The sequence below is a fragment of the Pseudomonas fluorescens genome, assembly GCF_902497895.1.
Classification (GTDB): Bacteria; Pseudomonadota; Gammaproteobacteria; order Pseudomonadales; family Pseudomonadaceae; genus Aquipseudomonas; species Aquipseudomonas fluorescens_BP.
In genome coordinates this window covers 20,531-37,295 of sequence record NZ_CABVHQ010000011.1, presented here as the reverse complement: position 1 = coordinate 37,295, position 16,765 = coordinate 20,531, and the positions used below count along the sequence as shown (strand labels likewise).

Here is a 16,765-nt window from a genome sequence, read left to right as displayed (position 1 = left end):
GTTCGATTATCGAACAGTTAGTCGATTATCGGATTGTTTGACGATTTTTAGAGGCTTACCCTTCAGTCATCCGGCGCTGCTCATCGCGCCATTTCCACGTCGGTTTTTGAATTCGGGAGTCCACTCCATGGCTGAAATCCTTTCGCTGCATGACGCGGTGAAGCAGTTCGTCAACGACGGCGATACCGTCGCGCTCGAAGGCTTCACTCACCTGATCCCGACAGCGGCGGGTCATGAAATCATTCGCCAGGGCAAGAAAGACCTGACCCTGGTGCGGATGACGCCTGACCTGGTCTACGACCAGCTGATCGGCGCCGGTTGTGCTCGCAAGTTGATTTTCTCCTGGGGCGGCAACCCGGGTGTGGGCTCGCTGCACCGTCTGCGTGACGCGGTCGAGAAGCAGTGGCCGCACGCGCTGGAGATCGAGGAACACAGTCACGCCGACCTGGCCAATGCCTACGTGGCTGGCGCCTCTGGCCTACCGTTCGCGGTATTGCGCGCCTACGCCGGTTCCGACCTGCCCAAGGTCAACCCCTTGATCCAAAGCGTGACCTGCCCATTCACCGGTGAAGTGCTGGCGGCAGTGCCTGCGGTGCGTCCGGATATCACCGTGATCCATGCCCAGAAAGCCGACCGCAAAGGCAACGTGCTGCTCTGGGGCATCCTCGGCGTGCAGAAAGAAGCGGCACTGGCGGCCAAACGCTGCATCGTCACCGTCGAAGAAATCGTCGATGACCTGAAAGCGCCAATGAACGCCTGCGTATTGCCAACCTGGGCCTTGAGCGCTGTCTGCCACGTACCGGGTGGTGCGCATCCGTCCTACGCTCTCGGTTACACCGAACGTGACAACCGTTTCTATCAGGCTTGGGATGCGATTGCCCGCGACCGCGAGACCTTTACCGCCTGGATCAATGAATACATCCACGGCAGCGCTGATTTCAGTGAATTCCAGGCCAAGCTGGCCCGCGCTTCGGAGGCCAAATAATGACTTACTCCACCAATGAAATGATGACCGTAGCCGCCGCCCGCCGGTTGAAGAACGGTTCGGTCTGCTTCGTCGGCATCGGCCTGCCTTCCAAGGCCGCCAACCTGGCGCGGCTGACCTCCTCGCCGGACGTGGTGCTGATCTACGAATCGGGCCCGATTGGCGCCAAGCCAAGTGTGCTGCCGCTGTCTATCGGTGATGGCGAACTGGCTGAAACCGCTGATACCGTCGTACCGACCGGTGAGATTTTTCGCTACTGGCTGCAGGGCGGGCGCATCGACGTCGGCTTCCTCGGAGCCGCGCAGGTCGATCGTTTCGGCAACATCAACACCACGGTGGTCGGCGACTATCACCAGCCGAAAGTCCGCCTGCCCGGTGCCGGTGGCGCGCCGGAAATCGCCGGTTCGGCGAAAAGCGTACTGATCATCCTCAAACAGTCGGCGCGCTCGTTTGTCGACAAGCTTGATTTCATTACCTCGGTCGGTCATGGCGAAGGTGGCGATTCGCGTCAACGTCTCGGCTTGCCAGGCGCTGGGCCGGTGGGGATCATCACCGACCTGTGCATCATGGAACCGGAAGCTGGCAGCCACGAATTCGTGGTCACCGCGCTGCACCCGGGCGTGACCCGCGAGCAGGTGATTGCCGCCACCGGTTGGGCCGTGCGCTTCGCCGATCAGGTCGAGCACACCGCCGAACCAACTGAAGTCGAGCTCACCGCGTTGCGGGATCTCGAAGCACGCACCGCGGCCGCCCACGGCCAAGCACCGGGAGAAGCATGATGCGCGAAGTTTTTATCTGTGACGCGATTCGCACCCCCATCGGCCGTTTCGGTGGTGGCCTGGCGGCCGTCCGTGCCGACGACCTGGCCGCGGTACCGATCAAGGCGCTGATGGAACGCAACCCTTCGGTGGACTGGAACGCGGTGGACGAGGTGTTCCTCGGCTGCGCCAACCAGGCCGGCGAAGACAACCGCAACGTTGCGCGCATGGCGCTGCTGTTGGCCGGTCTTCCAGAAAGCATTCCCGGCGTGACCCTCAACCGTCTCTGCGCTTCGGGCATGGACGCCATCGGTACGGCCTTTCGGGCCATTGCCAGCGGTGAGATGGAGTTGGCGATTGCTGGCGGCGTCGAGTCGATGTCCCGCGCACCCTTCGTCATGGGCAAGGCTGACGCGGGGTTCTCGCGCAACATGAAACTGGAAGACACCACCATCGGTTGGCGCTTTATCAACCCGTTGATGAAGGCCCAATACGGCGTCGATGCGATGCCGCAGACCGCCGACAACGTCGCCGATGACTTCCGGATTTCCCGCGCCGATCAGGACGCTTTCGCCTTGCGCAGTCAGCAACGGACTGCGGCCGCGCAAGCCGCCGGATTCTTCGCTGAAGAAATCGTCCCGGTGCGCATTGCTCACAAGAAGGGCGAAAGCGTGGTCGAGCAGGACGAGCACCCGCGGGCCGAAACCTCGCTGGAAACCCTGGGCAAGCTCAAGCCAGTAAATGGCCCGGACAAAACCGTCACCGCCGGCAACGCCTCGGGCGTCAATGATGGTGCGGCGGCGCTGATCCTGGCCTCGGCCGAAGCCGTGAAGAAACATGGCCTGACCGCCCGCGCCCGGGTGTTGGGCATGGCCAGTGCCGGCGTTGCGCCACGGGTGATGGGCATCGGCCCGGTGCCGGCGGTGCGTAAATTGACCGAACGCCTGGGTCTGGCTGTCAGCGATTTCGACGTGATCGAACTCAACGAAGCGTTCGCCAGCCAGGGCCTGGCGGTGCTGCGTGAACTGGGTCTGGCCGATGACGCCGCGCAGGTCAACCCAAATGGCGGTGCCATCGCCCTGGGTCACCCGTTGGGCATGAGCGGTGCGCGACTGGTATTGACCGCCTTGCACCATCTGGAAAAGACCGGCGGCAAGAAAGGCCTGGCGACCATGTGTGTCGGAGTCGGCCAGGGCCTGGCCTTGGCGATCGAACGCGTCTGACGCGTTCGCTAACAAGAAAGAGGAGTTGACGCGCATCTACTTCGACGGCGAACGGCCAACGTCGCCGACCCGTTGCTCGAATGTGTACCGGATAACGCGTGTTTTCTGAATAAACGCGTCGTCCTTGAGTCCATCGCGAGCAAGCTCGCTCCTACAGGTACTGCCTCGCTCTTGTGGGAGCGGGCTTTTTGTGGCGAGGGGGCTTGCCCCCGCTGGCTTGCGAAGCGATTGTCAGTTTCTACACCTCCATCAGCGGCCTGGTGAAAGCCGAAATGTTCCCGGCACAGGTTCGGGCGTTGGGGGTAGGGCTGGCCTATGCGGTGGCGAACGCGATTTTCGGTGGTTCGGCGGAATACGTGGCCCTGGGCTTGAAAACCATGGGTATGGAGAACACCTTCTATTGGTATGTCACAGCGATGATGGCGGCGGCCTTCCTGTTCAGCTTGCGTCTGCCAAAACAGGCGGCTTACCTGCACAACGATCTTTGACCTGTCCGCGTGCACCCGGTGCGGGTGCACGCCTCCAAGGGATTGTTTATGAGCGAACGACCGAGCAATCAATTGTTCGATGCTTACTTCACGGCCCGCGACATGCGTGAAGTGTTTTGCGCGGTCGCCGAGCAGCGTCATTTACGTGCGGTCCTCGGCGATGAGCCGCAAGTGACCGCTCAACTATCGGTCGATGAACTTGATCGTCTGCTGAACCCTGCCCACTACCTCGGTCAGGCCCATCCCTGGGTCGAGCGAGCCGTGGCTGAACATTTTGCCTTGAGCGCATGAAGGAGACTACTGTGGGATTCGTACAACTCGTCGATGGCGAACTGAACTATCAACTCGATGGCCCGGAAGATGCGCCGGTGCTGGTGCTGTCCAACTCGCTGGGCACCGACCTGCACATGTGGGACCTGCAGATTCCGGCCTTTGCCGAGCATTTCCGGGTGCTGCGTTTCGACACCCGCGGCCATGGTCGCTCGCTGGTGACTCCGGGGCCGTACAGCATCGAGCAACTTGGCCAGGACGTGCTGGCGCTGCTGGACGCCTTGCATATCGAGCGCGCACATTTCTGTGGCTTGTCCATGGGCGGGCTGATCGGCCAGTGGCTGGGGATCAATGCCGCAGAGCGTCTGCGCAAGCTGGTGGTGTGCAACACAGCGGCGAAAATCGGTGATCCTTCGGTGTGGAATCCACGGATCGAAACCGTGTTGCGTGATGGTCCGGTAGCGATGGTTGCACTGCGCGATGCGTCGATTGCTCGCTGGTTCACCGCGGACTTTGCCGAGGCCAATCCGCAGCAGGCCAAGCAGATCACCGACATGCTCGCCGCCACTTCACCGCAAGGTTATGCCGCCAACTGCGCGGCGGTACGGGATGCCGATTTCCGCGAGCAACTGTCGTCGATCAAGGTCCCGACGCTGGTGATTTGCGGCACTGAAGATGCGGTCACGCCACCGGCGGGCGGGCACTTTATTCAAGAGCAGGTGCCAGGCGCCGAATACGCCGAGTTCTATGCCGCGCATCTGTCCAACGTCCAGGCTGGCGCTGCGTTCAGTGACCGGGTGCTGGACTTTCTGTTAACTGAAAGGCGCCTCTGAGGAGCACCTGACGGAGTCGATGTGGGATGAGTTGGGGGTTGAGTCGCGGGAGTAATCCGGGGCGGCAATCTCGGGGTGCGCCTAAAAGATCGCAGCCTGCGGCAGCTCCTACGGGATTTGCGTACACCGTTTGGTCAACGTTGTATGCGGTCGGTGTAGGAGCTGTCGCAGACTGCGATCTTGGCGATCTTGCCCGCGAAGCTGTTTGTGACTTACAGCGATGGACTCAAGGGCGGCGCGTTTATTCAGAAAGTACGCGCTATCGTTAACGTCCATCGCGAGCAAACGGAACGCCCATAAAAGAACCCCAGCCTGGAAAAAATCCGGAGCCCTGATCGGACTCCGGATTATCTGTTGTTCAAGGATTAGCTATAGAGACAGTCCTCGACCCCCTCAGTGGGCGCTGATAGACGAGCGCGGAACGACCGGCTGATTGTCGTTGGAAATGGTGACTTCCACCCGACGATTCATGGCACGGCCCGATACGCTGGAGTTTTCGGCAACCGGATATTCCTTGCCATAACCCTGGGCGACGATACGCGCGGGGTCTACGCCCATTTTCACCAGGGCCATGCGTACCGAGCCGGCGCGGCGCTCGGAAAGCGACTGGTTGTAGGCCTCTGAACCGGTGGCGTCGGTGTAGCCTTCGACTATCACTTTACGGTCAGGGTTTTCCGAGAGGAATTGCGCCAGTTTGTTGATGTTGACCAGGCCGCTGGACTTCAAGTCTGCCTTGTTGGTGGCGAACAGCACGTCACCGAAAGTGACCAGGGTGCCGCGATCGGTCTGCTTGGCGTTGAGGCTGGCTTGCAATTGCTTGATCTGCGCGTCGCGGGCATCCAGACGCGCCTGAGCGCGCTGGGCTGCGGAATTCTTCAGATTGGCTTCAGCGGTGCGCAGGTTGATCGTTTGTTTGGCCACTTCCACTCGTTGATTGGTCAGGTAGGCGAGTTGATCGACTTTCGCCTGGTTTTCCTTGTTCTGATACGCCTGGTCGGCCTTATCCAGCCAGTCGCTGGCGTCTTTGGTTTCCAGGGCCGCAACCTTGCTGGCTTGCGGGTTGGCTTGCAGCGCCGAGTAGTTGGTCCGGGCTTGCTCAAGATTCACGTTGGGTTGCGAAGAGCAGGCAGCCAGGCCGACACTCAGAGCCAGAAGGGCAGGTATCATCAGTTGCTTACGCATAATAGTTCGTCCTTTTCATCTATTAAGGGTGCAGGCTTTAGGAGGTCGGGAGGTGCTTACTGCGCGTTGCGCAAGCTGTCCTGACGTATTTCCTGAACACCTTTCTCGGAGTCCTTGAGGGCTTGCTCGGCTTTGCTGGCCTGGGCTTTACGTTCCGCTACGCGAGCATCCCATTCGGCCTGTTCGGCCAGGACCTTGGCTTCATCGTATTTTTTTTCGTGCATGGCCAGTTCAGCCTGTTTGAGCTTGTCCTGGGCCGACTTCATCTCCACGGCGGCGAATTCGGTACCGCCAGCACTGACCGCGCTGTTGACCGCAGATTCCGTTACGGCGAACTGCTCGGTCGGTGGATTACCGGCACAACCGGCGAGAATCAGGCTGCTACCCAGTGCCAACGCGGTAAGTTTCAGCCCATGCAGATAACTGAATGAGGATTTGCCAGTACTGATTTTCATAGTCTTCAACTCCATTGGATAACTCCTGAAAAGCTTTAGATTCCATCCTGGTCCTGGAGCCGTTACGTCGATTCGGCGGCTTGGCCAAAGACGCTTTTAAACGACTGTTCCAGGCATGGCCCATACTGGCTGTGACCCGCGGCTTTTTTGAATAGTTCAGTGAAGATGGCTAATCGTCGGAAATACTTTGACCGAACGGACAAGGCTCTAAACCGGGATTTTCGTCACGGGCAGGGGTATTCCTGGCCCTGAACGGGCTCAGGAATACGCATTTTCTGCCAGGGAAGGGATGGGGTAATCAGTGTTTTTGTTTGTCTGGCTGAGCGGACAAATCGTGCAGATGACGTCGTGATAACTCGAGAAAACGGGGGGTAGGGCCGACGTCTTCGTAGAGCGGGTCACCTTCTTCGTCGGTGGCGATTACATGCGGACCTTTGACGTAGGGAAAGCTCGCTTCAAGCTCTTCCAGCGCGGCACCGATCAGTTCGCCGAGCAGTTCTTCGGGATGCCGTTTGGGATACATCTCGGCTATCGCTGCCAGGCGTGCAGCGGCTTCTACGTCCAGGCGGATCGTATAGCCGGTCTTGGTCAAGCGGCCTTTGGCATTTTCTTCCCAATGTTGGGCGAGCTCACGGATTTTCATGGCGACCTCAATAAGCACCTGCTTGTGGCAGGCAGTGATGAATGACCGGCGTGGGCCGGTGGCAAGCCCTTGTGTGGCTCACTGTTGAGACTAGCTTTATCGCGCAAGGTTTAAAGTCAATTCGTCGCGCGCTTGTAAGAACGTGACGCGAACGGCACTCTTGAGCCTTCCGAGCCGCCCCGAGTCTGCTGGAGACCACCTGAATGACCGATATTGATGCACGCTTGCGCGAAGACGTTCACCTGCTGGGTGAACTGTTGGGCAACACCATACGTGAACAGTACGGGGAGGATTTTCTCGACAAGATCGAGCAAATCCGCAAGGGCGCCAAGGCCGATCGCCGTGGCTCGGCGAATGCCGAACTGAGCGCCAGCCTGAATCAGTTGAGCGAGGACGAATTGCTGCCGGTGGCGCGAGCGTTCAATCAGTTTCTCAACCTGGCCAATATCGCCGAGCAGTATCAATTGATACATCGGCGCGACGAGTCGCAGCCGGCGCCATTCGAATCGCGGGTATTGCCGGAGCTATTGACGCGTTTGCTCGCAGAAGGGCATGGCGCCGAGTCGCTGGCGCGGCAGTTGGGCCGCCTCGAGATCGAACTGGTGCTGACCGCGCACCCCACCGAGGTCGCCCGTCGCACCCTGATCCAGAAATACGATGCCATCGCCGCGCAACTGGCGGCGCAGGATCACCGCGATCTGACCACCGCCGAACGCGAACAGATCCGCCAGCGCTTGCAGCGGTTGATCGCCGAGGCCTGGCACACCGAAGAAATCCGTCGCACCCGGCCGACGCCGGTAGATGAAGCCAAGTGGGGCTTTGCGGTGATCGAGCATTCCCTGTGGCAGGCAATCCCCAATTACATGCGCAAGGCGGACCAGGCGCTGTATGCGGCAACCGGCCTACATTTGCCGCTGGAAGCCGCGCCGATTCGCTTCGCTTCGTGGATGGGCGGCGACCGTGACGGCAACCCGAATGTCACGGCGCCGGTCACCCGTGAAGTGTTGCTGCTGGCGCGCTGGATGGCCGCCGATTTGTACCTGCGCGATATCGATCATCTGGCCGCCGAGCTGTCGATGCAACAGGCCAGCGCGCAATTGCGGGCCAAGGCTGGAGAGAGCGCCGAACCCTATCGCGCGGTCCTCAAGCAGTTGCGTGATCGCCTGCGGGCGACCCGCACCTGGGCCCACGCATCGCTCAATGGTGCGTCAGTGGCGAGTGCCGAGGTCTTGCAAAACAACCGTGACCTGCTCGAACCGCTGGAGCTCTGTTATCAATCGCTGCACGAGTGCGGGATGGGCGTGATCGCCGATGGCCCGTTGCTCGATTGCCTGCGCCGCGCGGTAACCTTCGGCCTGTTCCTGGTGCGCCTGGACGTTCGTCAGGACTCCTCGCGGCATTCGTCGGCGATGACTGAAATCACCGATTACCTCGGTCTGGGACGCTATGGCGACTGGAGCGAGGAGGAACGCATCACCTTCCTGATGCGTGAGCTGAACAATCGCCGGCCATTGCTGCCAGCGTATTTCAAACCGTCCGGCGAGACCGCTGAAGTCCTGGCGACCTGCCGGGAAATCGCGGCCGCGCCTGCGGCGTCCCTGGGTTCCTATGTGATCTCCATGGCGGGCGCCGCTTCCGACGTGCTTGCCGTGCAACTGCTGCTCAAAGAGGCCGGGGTGCTACGGCCGATGCGCGTGGTGCCGTTGTTCGAAACCCTGGCCGACCTGGATAACGCCGGCCCGGTGATCGAGAAACTGTTGCTGCTGCCGGGCTATCGCGCGCGATTGCAGGGCCCGCAGGAAGTGATGATCGGTTACTCCGATTCGGCCAAGGACGCCGGCACCACGGCCGCGGCCTGGGCGCAATATCGGGCGCAGGAACGCTTGGTGGACATCTGTCGCGAGCAGCAGGTCGAACTGCTGTTGTTCCATGGTCGCGGCGGCACGGTGGGACGTGGCGGTGGCCCGGCCCACGCGGCGATCCTGTCGCAACCACCGGGTTCGGTGGCGGGGCGCTTCCGCACCACAGAGCAGGGAGAAATGATTCGTTTCAAATTCGGCCTGCCGGATATCGCCGAGCAGAACCTTAATCTGTACCTGGCTGCGGTGCTGGAAGCCACCTTATTGCCCCCTCCACCACCCGAACCAGCCTGGCGGGTATTAATGGACGAACTGGCCGCTGACGGTGTCAGCGCCTACCGCGCCGTGGTGCGGGACAATCCGCAGTTCGTCGAGTATTTCCGCCAGTCGACGCCGGAACAGGAACTGGGTCGTTTGCCGCTGGGCAGCCGTCCGGCCAAACGCCGTGCCGGTGGTATCGAAAGTTTACGAGCGATCCCGTGGATCTTCGGCTGGACTCAGACGCGCTTGATGCTGCCGGCCTGGCTCGGCTGGGAAACCGCATTGAGCAAGGCCCTGGAACGCGGTGAAGGCGAGCTGCTGGCGCAGATGCGTGAACAGTGGCCTTTCTTCCGCACCCGTATCGATATGCTGGAGATGGTCCTGGCCAAGGCCGATGCGGACATTGCGCAGTCCTATGATGAGCGGTTGGTCGAGCCGCAATTGCTGGCTTTAGGTGCGCATTTACGCGACCTATTGTCGCAGGCCTGCTCCGTGGTGTTGGGTCTGACCGGCCAGTCACAGCTGATGGCTCATAGCCCTAACACCCTGGAGTTCATCCGTTTGCGCAACACCTATCTGGACCCGCTGCATCTATTACAGGCCGAGCTGCTGGCACGTTCGCGCCAACAGGACGCGGAGCAAGGCAGCCCGCTGGAACAGGCGCTGCTGGTGTCTGTGGCGGGGATTGCCGCCGGTTTGCGCAATACCGGCTAAGATTTTTACGGCATGGTTCGGTGACTTTTCCGGTCACTCTGGCGGTCGTTTCGAGAGGGGCGATCGCTGCTGACAGGCGACACTTTGTTATGGGGTTGCGACTTGGAATACCGGGTCGAAAGCACAACATTGCCACGGGTTCCTGCTACTTTCGGCGGCTTGTGTGCTCCGGGTCTGCTGTGTATCTTGATCAGCCTTTGGCCGTTTGGGCGGCCACGAACCCATTTTTGAGGTTGGCCCCACGAGGCGAATCTGACGTTATCTAAATAAAAATTGAGGAGCACATCGATGCGCGTAATTCTGCTGGGAGCTCCCGGGGCCGGTAAAGGTACTCAGGCAAAGTTCATCACCGAAAAATTCGGCATTCCGCAAATCTCCACTGGCGACATGCTGCGTGCTGCCGTCAAGGCTGGTACCGAGCTGGGCCTGATCGCCAAGAGCGTGATGGACAGCGGCGGCCTGGTGTCCGATGACCTGATCATCAACCTGGTCAAGGAACGTATCAGCCAGGCTGACTGTGCCAACGGTTTCCTGTTCGACGGTTTCCCGCGCACCATTCCGCAGGCCGAAGCGCTGGTCAAGGCCGGTGTCGAGCTGGATCACGTGGTTGAAATCGCCGTCGATGACGAAGAAATCGTTCAGCGGATCGCCGGTCGTCGTGTACACGAGGCCAGCGGTCGCGTTTACCACACTATCTACAACCCGCCAAAAGTAGCCGGCAAAGACGACGTTACCGGCGAAGACCTGGTGCAGCGTAAAGACGACACCGAAGAAACCGTGCGTCATCGCCTGTCGGTCTACCATTCCCAGACCAAGCCACTGGTGGCCTTCTACCAGAATCTGGCCGAAGGCCAGGGCAAGCCGAAGTACAGCCACATCGTTGGCGTCGGCTCGGTTGAAGCGATCACCGGCAAGGTGCTTGAAGCACTGAGCTGACAAGTCTGATTTGCTTCATCTTCAACGGCCCGCTTGCGGGCCGTTGTTGTTTATACTGGCGGACTTTTTTCATTCTTACGGAAACACCGATGAGCACCTTGCTGGCCCTCGACACCGCGACTGAAGCTTGCTCCGTTGCCTTGCTGCATAACGGCAAGGTCACGAGCCATTACGAGGTGATCCCGCGTCTGCATGCGCAGAAGCTGCTGCCGATGATCAAGCAGCTGCTGGCCGAGGCGGGGACCACACTGCAAGCGGTCGACGCGATTGCCTTTGGTCGTGGGCCGGGTGCCTTTACCGGCGTGCGCATCGCCATCGGTGTGGTTCAGGGGCTGGCCTTTGCCCTGGAGCGCCCGGTATTGCCGGTGTCCAACCTGGCAGTGCTGGCCCAGCGGGCATTTCGCGAGCACGGTGCGCACCAGGTCGCTGCGGCCATCGATGCGCGGATGGATGAAGTGTATTGGGGCTGCTACCGCGAAACCTCCGGTGAAATGCGCCTGGCAGGAGCTGAAGCAGTGTTGCCGCCTGAAGTGGCTGCCTTGCCTGCCGACGCCAGCGGCGAGTGGTTCGGCGCGGGTACCGGTTGGGGTTATGCCGAGCGGATCGGCGTCAGCCTGACGGGGCAGGACGCGGGCATGTTGCCCCATGCCGAAGATCTGTTGACCCTGGCGCGATTTGCCTGGGAGCGCGGTGAAGGCATTCCTGCCGACCAGGCGCAGCCGGTGTACCTGCGCGATAAAGTGGCGACGCCCAAAGCCAGGTAAATCCCGTTGTGGTGAGAGGGCTTATTGTGGCGAGGGGGCTTGCCCCCGTTGGCCTGCGAAGCAGGCCTGAAACCTGCAAAGGTAGTCTCACAGATACAACGTACCAGCCGACTTTGCGACTGCTTCGCAGCCGAGCGGGGGCAAGCCCCCTCGCCACAAGGGTTTGGTCAAACTACTGCTTATCGTCAGTTTCACCAGCAATTTTCGCCCGGTTTTAAACCTTTTCCATTTTCTGTGTTCTAGTTATCACTTGGGCATTTGCTTAGTTGGCGAGGTGCCGCTAAATTGCCATCACTGATACCGAGCATACACTTATGCGTATAAACGGCTTTTCATCTCAGTCCTATCCCATCAAAAGCAAGCCTCGCAAAGGCAATGCGCTGGTGGACGAGTCCCGCGAGGACCTCGATGGCGAGATTGATCTGCAGGCCGATACGCCGCTCAATGCACGCCCTCGGACTTCGGCTGGGCGAACCGCTAATCTCCCGGCCCGTCAACAAGACATGATTTTCCATCGCGCCATGAGCAAAAACGTCGCAAATGCCTTGGCCAGCTACCTGACCACTGCCGGTTATGTCGATTGGGGCATGGAAGTGCTGGGGCTCGATCTGCACATCTGATGCTGCTCCCTTATTACCTCGGTTGCCCTTCCTGGAGCGAAAACGCCTGGCGTGAGTACCTGTATCCGGAACACGCGCGGCCGGCGGAGTTTCTTGGCCTGTACTCCCAAGTGTTCAATGCCGTGGAAGGCAATACTACCTTCTACGCGCGTCCTGCTGCCTCGACGGTGCAGCGTTGGGCCGAGACCATGCCCGAACACTTTCGCTTCACTGCCAAGTTCCCTGGCGACATCAGCCACGGCGGCGACCTGCGCGAGCAATTGACCGCCGCCGAGACCTTCCTGCAACTCCTCAGCCCACTCGGTGCGCGGGTCTCTCCGCTGTGGCTGCAATTGCCGGCAAGCTTTGCACCGCAGCGGCTGGCGGAGTTGGCCGGTTTTATCGATGGCCTGGAACGACCGCTGGCGGTGGAAGTGCGCCATCGCGAGTTCTTTGCCAAAGGCGATGCCGAGAGAATGCTCAATCGACTGTTGCTGGACCGTGGCGTCGAGCGCATTTGCCTCGATCCTCGGGCCCTGTTCAGCTGCACCTCGAGCGATCCCTCGGTGCTGCATGCGCAAGCGAAAAAGCCCAAAGTGCCGCCACGTCCGGCGGCCTTCAGTCAGTTTCCGCAGGTGCGCTTTATCGGCCATCCCGAGCTTGAGGCCAATGATCCGTTCCTGTTGCCGTGGGTCGAGAAGATCGCCGGCTGGATCGAAGAAGGGCGCACCCCTTACATCTTCCTGCACACTGCAGATAACCTGCTGGCGGCGAAACTGGCGCAGCGCTTTCATGCCCGACTGATGCTGCGATTGCCTGGCTTGCCGGCGCTGCCTGAGCTATACAGAGAGCCTGCGGCGGAGCAACTTGGCTTGCTCTGAGGTGGACCCACCCCCTCTTCAGGAGCGAGAAAATGGATGCGCAACACCTTCGTGCCCAGGCCTTCAAGGCCCTCCATGAGCGTGACACTGCTTTCGTGATCCCCAATCCGTGGGACGCCGGGTCGGCCAAGATGCTTGCCAGTCTTGGCTATGGGGCGTTGGCAACCACCAGTGCCGGTTTTGCCTTTTCTCGAGGACGTCCGGACGGGGCGATGTCGCTGAGCGATACCCTGGAAAACGTCCAGGCGATTGTTGGCGCAACGGATCTGCCGGTGGCGGTGGACCTGGAAAACGGTTTCTCCGACAGCCCCAAGGGTTGCGCCGAGGCTATCCTGCGCGCAGCGGCTGGCGGAGTGGTCGGTGGCTCGATTGAGGACGCCACAGGCCACGCCGACGATCCCATCTATGATTTCCTGCATTCTGTCGAGCGGATCGAAGCCTCGGTTGCGGCGGCCCGCAGTCTGCCGTTTCCCTTTATGCTGACGGCCCGCGCCGAGAACTTCCTGCATGGCAAACCCGACCTGGCGGACACCATCCGCCGCTTGCAAGCCTATGCCGAGGCGGGTGCCGACGTGCTCTACGCACCGAGCTTGCGCAGCGCCGAAGAGGTGCTGGCGGTGGTCCGGGCGGTGGCGCCGAAACCGGTCAATGTGCTGATGTCGGGCGGGCTGAAACTGAGCGTGGCGCAGCTTGGCGAGATGGGCGTCAAACGCATCAGCGTCGGCTCGGCCCTGGCCTTGGCGGCCTATGGCGAGTTCTTTCGCGCAGCCCGGGAAATTCAGGAGCGGGGGACCTTCACCTTTACCGCGCAGTCCATGCCGTTCCAGCAAGCCAACCAATTGTTCAAGGATTGATTGATAGGGAGTTGCTGTGCGGTTTCTGAAAGTGCTCGGGTTGTTGCTGCTGCTGGTCGGCGGCGGCTTGTTGCTCAGCGTCTGGCGCGGCTGGTTGCCGTTATCGGCGCAATGGAATCCCTGGGCACCTTTGGATGTGCGAGCTTCGCCGAACCTGCTGACGCGCTTCAAGTTGATGCGCCTGCGGGACGACCCGGTGCTCTGTGATCAAGCGCTGGCCAGCTCCGGTTTACGGGTGACGCGCCAGCGCGACAGCGATCCGCAGGCGGCCTGCCCGTTGCGCAATACCTTGCGCGTCGAGGGCGGCGACGTGGCGTTGAACAGCAGTTTTCTTGCCAGTTGCCCATTGGCGGTGGCGTTCGCGCTGTTCGAACGCCATGCTTTGCAACCCGCTGCGCAGGCGGCATTTGGGCAAGCGGTGACGCGGGTCGAGCATCTGGGCAGTTTCGCCTGCCGCAATATCTACAACCGCGAGAAGGGCGCCCGCAGTCAGCATGCGACGGCCAACGCCCTGGACATTGCCGGGTTTCGTCTGGCCGATGGACGAACCATCAGTGTGCTCAAGGATTGGCCGAAAGAAAATGCCGATGCACGCTTTCTGCGGCAAGTCCGCGAGGGGGCCTGCGATACCTTCAGCGTGGTGCTGAGCCCGGATTACAACGCCGCCCATCACAACCATTTTCATCTGGACGTGGGGCCGTGGTGGAGATGTCGCTGAGACAGGTGGGCTTGGGACTTGAGAGTCAGGCGGCGAGGCGCAGGTTGTGCAAAATCAGTGGGCGAGCCCAGCCGTTATCGAAATCGAACTGTTTCTGCTGCTCGACCAGTTCTTCCGGCGGATAGGGGATGGCCGGTTTGTCCAATAGCTCGAGTTCGAACTCGGCAATCGGCAGGTGCAGCGCACGAGGCTGCGGCGCCGGGCCGGGCTCGGGAAGTGGCTGGCCAGCGTTGAGCACGATCGGCCGAACCCAGCTGCTGTCGAAATTCTGTTGCTGTTGCTGGGCGATGATTTCTTCTGCCGGGAACGGGATGGCCGGCTTGTCGGCCAGTTCCATTTCGAACTCGGCAATCGGCAGGAACAGCGGCTCCGGCGGGCGTATCGCAGTGTCCTGAACATCGCACAGGCGTTGGGAGACGATCTGGGTGAGCAAGTCAGTACCGCCGCTTGGTTCGAGCGGCCCATCGATGGCGACCTGGGTGTGTTCCTCGGCAACACCTGGCGCATCGCCCAGCTGATCGGCCAGCGCCCGGGCAAAAAAATCCTGCCACAGATGGCTGACGCCGCTCAGTGCCTGGGAATTGCGCAGGCCGTAGTCGCCGTGGGGCGAGATAAAGCCTATCGATAGGGGGCGAATGTCTGACATTTCTCTCGGTCGACGCTCAGCTCTGGCAAAATGCCTGATAGATCTTTTATCGGCAGTTTTTGCCGATCATTAATTTTTTGAGCGTGTTTCCCCATGATTGAGCAACCAGCGGCCTGCCGCATCAAAGTCGAGGCACTCGCCGGAGCCTCTACCGCGCAAGCGCAGCAGTGGGCCGAGCGCCTCGGTCTGCCCTTGTCGATGGACGATGCCGAGTTCGCTTTACAGCTCACGGAGCAGGGTTTGCAGCTGCAACAGCTCGGCCCGGATGCGCCGGGACCGGTGCGTGTGGACTTCGTCGAAGGCGGCGCCGCCCATCGACGGCTGTATGGCGGTGGCAGTGGGCAGATGATCGCCAAGGCGGTTGGCATCGCTCAGGGCGTCCGCCCACGGGTGCTGGATGCCACGGCAGGGCTCGGCAAGGACGCCTTCGTACTGGCCAGCCTGGGCTGCGACATGAGCCTGATCGAACGCCAGCCGTTGATCGGCGCGTTGCTGGAGGATGGTCTGGCCCGTGGGCTTGAGGATTTCGAGGTGGCGCCCATCGTTTCACGGATGCGCTTGCTCCAAGGCAACTCGATCGAGGTGATGCGCAACTGGGAAGGCGAGCCGCCGCAGGTGATCTACCTGGATCCGATGTTTCCCCATCGCGAAAAAACGGCGCTGGTGAAGAAGGAAATGCGTTTGTTCCGGCCGTTGGTGGGTGATGATCCCGATGCACCGGCGCTGCTTGCAGCGGCGTTGGCGCTGGCCAGCCATAGGGTGGTGGTCAAGCGCCCGCGTAAAGCGCCGTGCATCGAAGGACCCAAGCCGAGCCACTCGCTGGACGGCAAGTCCAGCCGCTACGATATCTATCCGAAGAAAGCGCTCAAGGGTTGAGATCCGAGGTTAAGCCTGGAAGATCAAAAGATCGCAGCCTGCGGCAGCTCCTACACCGACCGCATTCACCCGTTCAATACCGGGTGTACGCACATCCCGTAGGAGCTGCCGCAGGCTGCGATTTTTTTGCTAGCGACACATACTTCCGGTGTTACTCAAACCCGATACGCCCGCATAAACAACTCCACCACTTCCCGCACATGGGTCTCGGCCGCCTCCCCGCGCAGGGGCGCGCCGCAGCCGTAGAGCAGGCGAAAATTCGCCGCGCCCTTGAGCAGGCAGAAGAAATGCTCGGCGGCATTGTGCGGTTTGTCGATGCGCAAGGCGCCGACCTGGTCGATCCGGGTCAGTAAGCGTTCCATGCCCTGCAGCATGCGTTGCGGTCCGGCCTCGAAGAATATCTGCGAGAGCTTCGGATCCTGGCTGCCCAGGGCCATGATCAAGCGGTGCAGATTCACCGACTCGTCGCTGTTGATCAGCAGATGAAAGCGGCGCGCAATGTTCAGCAGCACCTGTTCGATCGGGATGCCGTCCGGCAGCTCGAAGAACAGCGTCGGCAGTTGTTCTTCGCACTTGGCCACCACGGCGGCGGAGAACAGCGTCTCCTTGTCGTTGAAATGGCTGTACACCGTGAGCTTCGACACACCGGCCGCCGACGCCACCGCATCCATGCTGGTGTTTGCGTAGCCATTGCTAAGGAACAGATTTTTCGCCGCGTCGAGGATCGCCTGGCGTTTTGCCAGGTCCTTGGGGCGGCCGGGACCATTGGATGCAGAAAGAGTGTTCGACATTATTCGCTTTTAATACTGGACTGGTGAGT

General features: G+C 60.8%; 17 protein-coding genes and 2 pseudogenes. 14 read left to right on the top strand and 5 right to left on the bottom strand.

Going from position 1 to position 16,765, the window contains the following annotated elements:
- The first annotated feature begins 127 nt into the window (after positions 1-127).
- The 6 genes and pseudogenes from F8N21_RS08005 to pcaD all read left to right on the top strand — a co-directional run bounded on the left by F8N21_RS08005 (position 128) and on the right by pcaD (position 4,557).
- On the top strand, positions 128-985 hold the full coding sequence (locus tag F8N21_RS08005; protein WP_150641607.1) for a CoA transferase subunit A: 858 nt from the start codon (positions 128-130) through the stop codon (positions 983-985).
- Complete coding sequence (locus F8N21_RS08000; protein WP_191624246.1) at positions 982-1,764, top strand: CoA-transferase subunit beta; 783 nt, start codon at positions 982-984, stop codon at positions 1,762-1,764. Before F8N21_RS08005 ends, F8N21_RS08000 begins: the two co-directional genes overlap by 4 nt.
- On the top strand, positions 1,761-2,966 hold the full coding sequence (gene pcaF / locus F8N21_RS07995; RefSeq protein ID WP_191624239.1) for a 3-oxoadipyl-CoA thiolase: 1,206 nt from the start codon (positions 1,761-1,763) through the stop codon (positions 2,964-2,966). The genes F8N21_RS08000 and pcaF overlap by 4 nt, the downstream gene beginning before the upstream one ends.
- A gap of 224 nt (positions 2,967-3,190) precedes the next feature.
- Positions 3,191-3,454: pseudogene (locus tag F8N21_RS07985) on the top strand (alpha-ketoglutarate permease); the annotation flags it as partial.
- 117 nt (positions 3,455-3,571) lie between these two features.
- A pseudogene (locus F8N21_RS07980) lies at positions 3,572-3,745 on the top strand (3-carboxy-cis,cis-muconate cycloisomerase); the annotation flags it as partial.
- A gap of 11 nt (positions 3,746-3,756) precedes the next feature.
- Complete coding sequence (pcaD, locus tag F8N21_RS07975; RefSeq protein WP_150641604.1) at positions 3,757-4,557, top strand: 3-oxoadipate enol-lactonase; 801 nt, start codon at positions 3,757-3,759, stop codon at positions 4,555-4,557.
- A gap of 393 nt (positions 4,558-4,950) precedes the next feature.
- Here pcaD and F8N21_RS07970 read toward each other — a convergent pair whose 3' ends face one another.
- The 3 genes from F8N21_RS07970 to F8N21_RS07960 all read right to left on the bottom strand — a co-directional run bounded on the left by F8N21_RS07970 (position 4,951) and on the right by F8N21_RS07960 (position 6,837).
- Positions 4,951-5,739: an OmpA family protein gene (locus F8N21_RS07970; protein ID WP_150641603.1), complete on the bottom strand. Its 789-nt coding sequence runs from the start codon at positions 5,737-5,739 to the stop codon at positions 4,951-4,953.
- A 56-nt stretch (positions 5,740-5,795) separates the two neighbouring features.
- Positions 5,796-6,209, bottom strand: a complete 414-nt coding sequence (locus F8N21_RS07965) for a DUF4398 domain-containing protein (protein ID WP_150641602.1) — start codon at positions 6,207-6,209, stop codon at positions 5,796-5,798.
- Positions 6,210-6,492: 283 nt separating this feature from the next.
- Positions 6,493-6,837, bottom strand: a complete 345-nt coding sequence (locus F8N21_RS07960; protein WP_150641601.1) for a pilin assembly protein — start codon at positions 6,835-6,837, stop codon at positions 6,493-6,495.
- A gap of 203 nt (positions 6,838-7,040) precedes the next feature.
- Between F8N21_RS07960 and ppc the strand changes: the two genes are divergently transcribed.
- The 7 genes from ppc (at position 7,041) to F8N21_RS07920 (ending at position 14,423) form a co-directional block, all read left to right on the top strand.
- A complete protein-coding gene (gene ppc / locus F8N21_RS07955) occupies positions 7,041-9,671 on the top strand; it encodes a phosphoenolpyruvate carboxylase (protein WP_150641600.1) in 2,631 nt (876 codons plus the stop codon).
- Between the two features lie 288 nt (positions 9,672-9,959).
- On the top strand, positions 9,960-10,607 hold the full coding sequence (adk, locus tag F8N21_RS07950) for an adenylate kinase (RefSeq protein WP_150641599.1): 648 nt from the start codon (positions 9,960-9,962) through the stop codon (positions 10,605-10,607).
- Between the two features lie 89 nt (positions 10,608-10,696).
- Positions 10,697-11,371, top strand: a complete 675-nt coding sequence (gene tsaB, locus F8N21_RS07945) for a tRNA (adenosine(37)-N6)-threonylcarbamoyltransferase complex dimerization subunit type 1 TsaB (protein WP_150641598.1) — start codon at positions 10,697-10,699, stop codon at positions 11,369-11,371.
- Positions 11,372-11,685: 314 nt separating this feature from the next.
- Positions 11,686-11,991: a hypothetical protein gene (locus F8N21_RS07935; RefSeq protein WP_150641597.1), complete on the top strand. Its 306-nt coding sequence runs from the start codon at positions 11,686-11,688 to the stop codon at positions 11,989-11,991.
- Positions 11,991-12,851: a DUF72 domain-containing protein gene (locus F8N21_RS07930; protein ID WP_150641596.1), complete on the top strand. Its 861-nt coding sequence runs from the start codon at positions 11,991-11,993 to the stop codon at positions 12,849-12,851. Before F8N21_RS07935 ends, F8N21_RS07930 begins: the two co-directional genes overlap by 1 nt.
- Positions 12,852-12,883: 32 nt before the next feature.
- On the top strand, positions 12,884-13,705 hold the full coding sequence (locus tag F8N21_RS07925) for an isocitrate lyase/PEP mutase family protein (protein WP_150641595.1): 822 nt from the start codon (positions 12,884-12,886) through the stop codon (positions 13,703-13,705).
- 16 nt (positions 13,706-13,721) lie between these two features.
- Complete coding sequence (locus F8N21_RS07920) at positions 13,722-14,423, top strand: extensin family protein (RefSeq protein WP_150641594.1); 702 nt, start codon at positions 13,722-13,724, stop codon at positions 14,421-14,423.
- A gap of 25 nt (positions 14,424-14,448) precedes the next feature.
- Here F8N21_RS07920 and F8N21_RS07915 read toward each other — a convergent pair whose 3' ends face one another.
- The gene (locus F8N21_RS07915; RefSeq protein ID WP_150641593.1) at positions 14,449-15,069 is read right to left on the bottom strand and encodes an energy transducer TonB; all 621 of its coding nucleotides are present in this window, start codon (positions 15,067-15,069) and stop codon (positions 14,449-14,451) included.
- 93 nt (positions 15,070-15,162) lie between these two features.
- On the opposite strand from F8N21_RS07915, the gene F8N21_RS07910 reads away from it, so the two are divergent.
- Positions 15,163-15,945 (top strand): class I SAM-dependent methyltransferase, encoded by a 783-nt coding sequence (locus F8N21_RS07910; protein WP_150641592.1) that lies wholly within the window; start codon positions 15,163-15,165, stop codon positions 15,943-15,945.
- A 155-nt stretch (positions 15,946-16,100) separates the two neighbouring features.
- Here F8N21_RS07910 and F8N21_RS07905 read toward each other — a convergent pair whose 3' ends face one another.
- A complete protein-coding gene (locus tag F8N21_RS07905) occupies positions 16,101-16,736 on the bottom strand; it encodes a TetR/AcrR family transcriptional regulator (RefSeq protein ID WP_150641591.1) in 636 nt (211 codons plus the stop codon).
- Between the last annotated feature and the right edge of the window lie 29 nt (positions 16,737-16,765).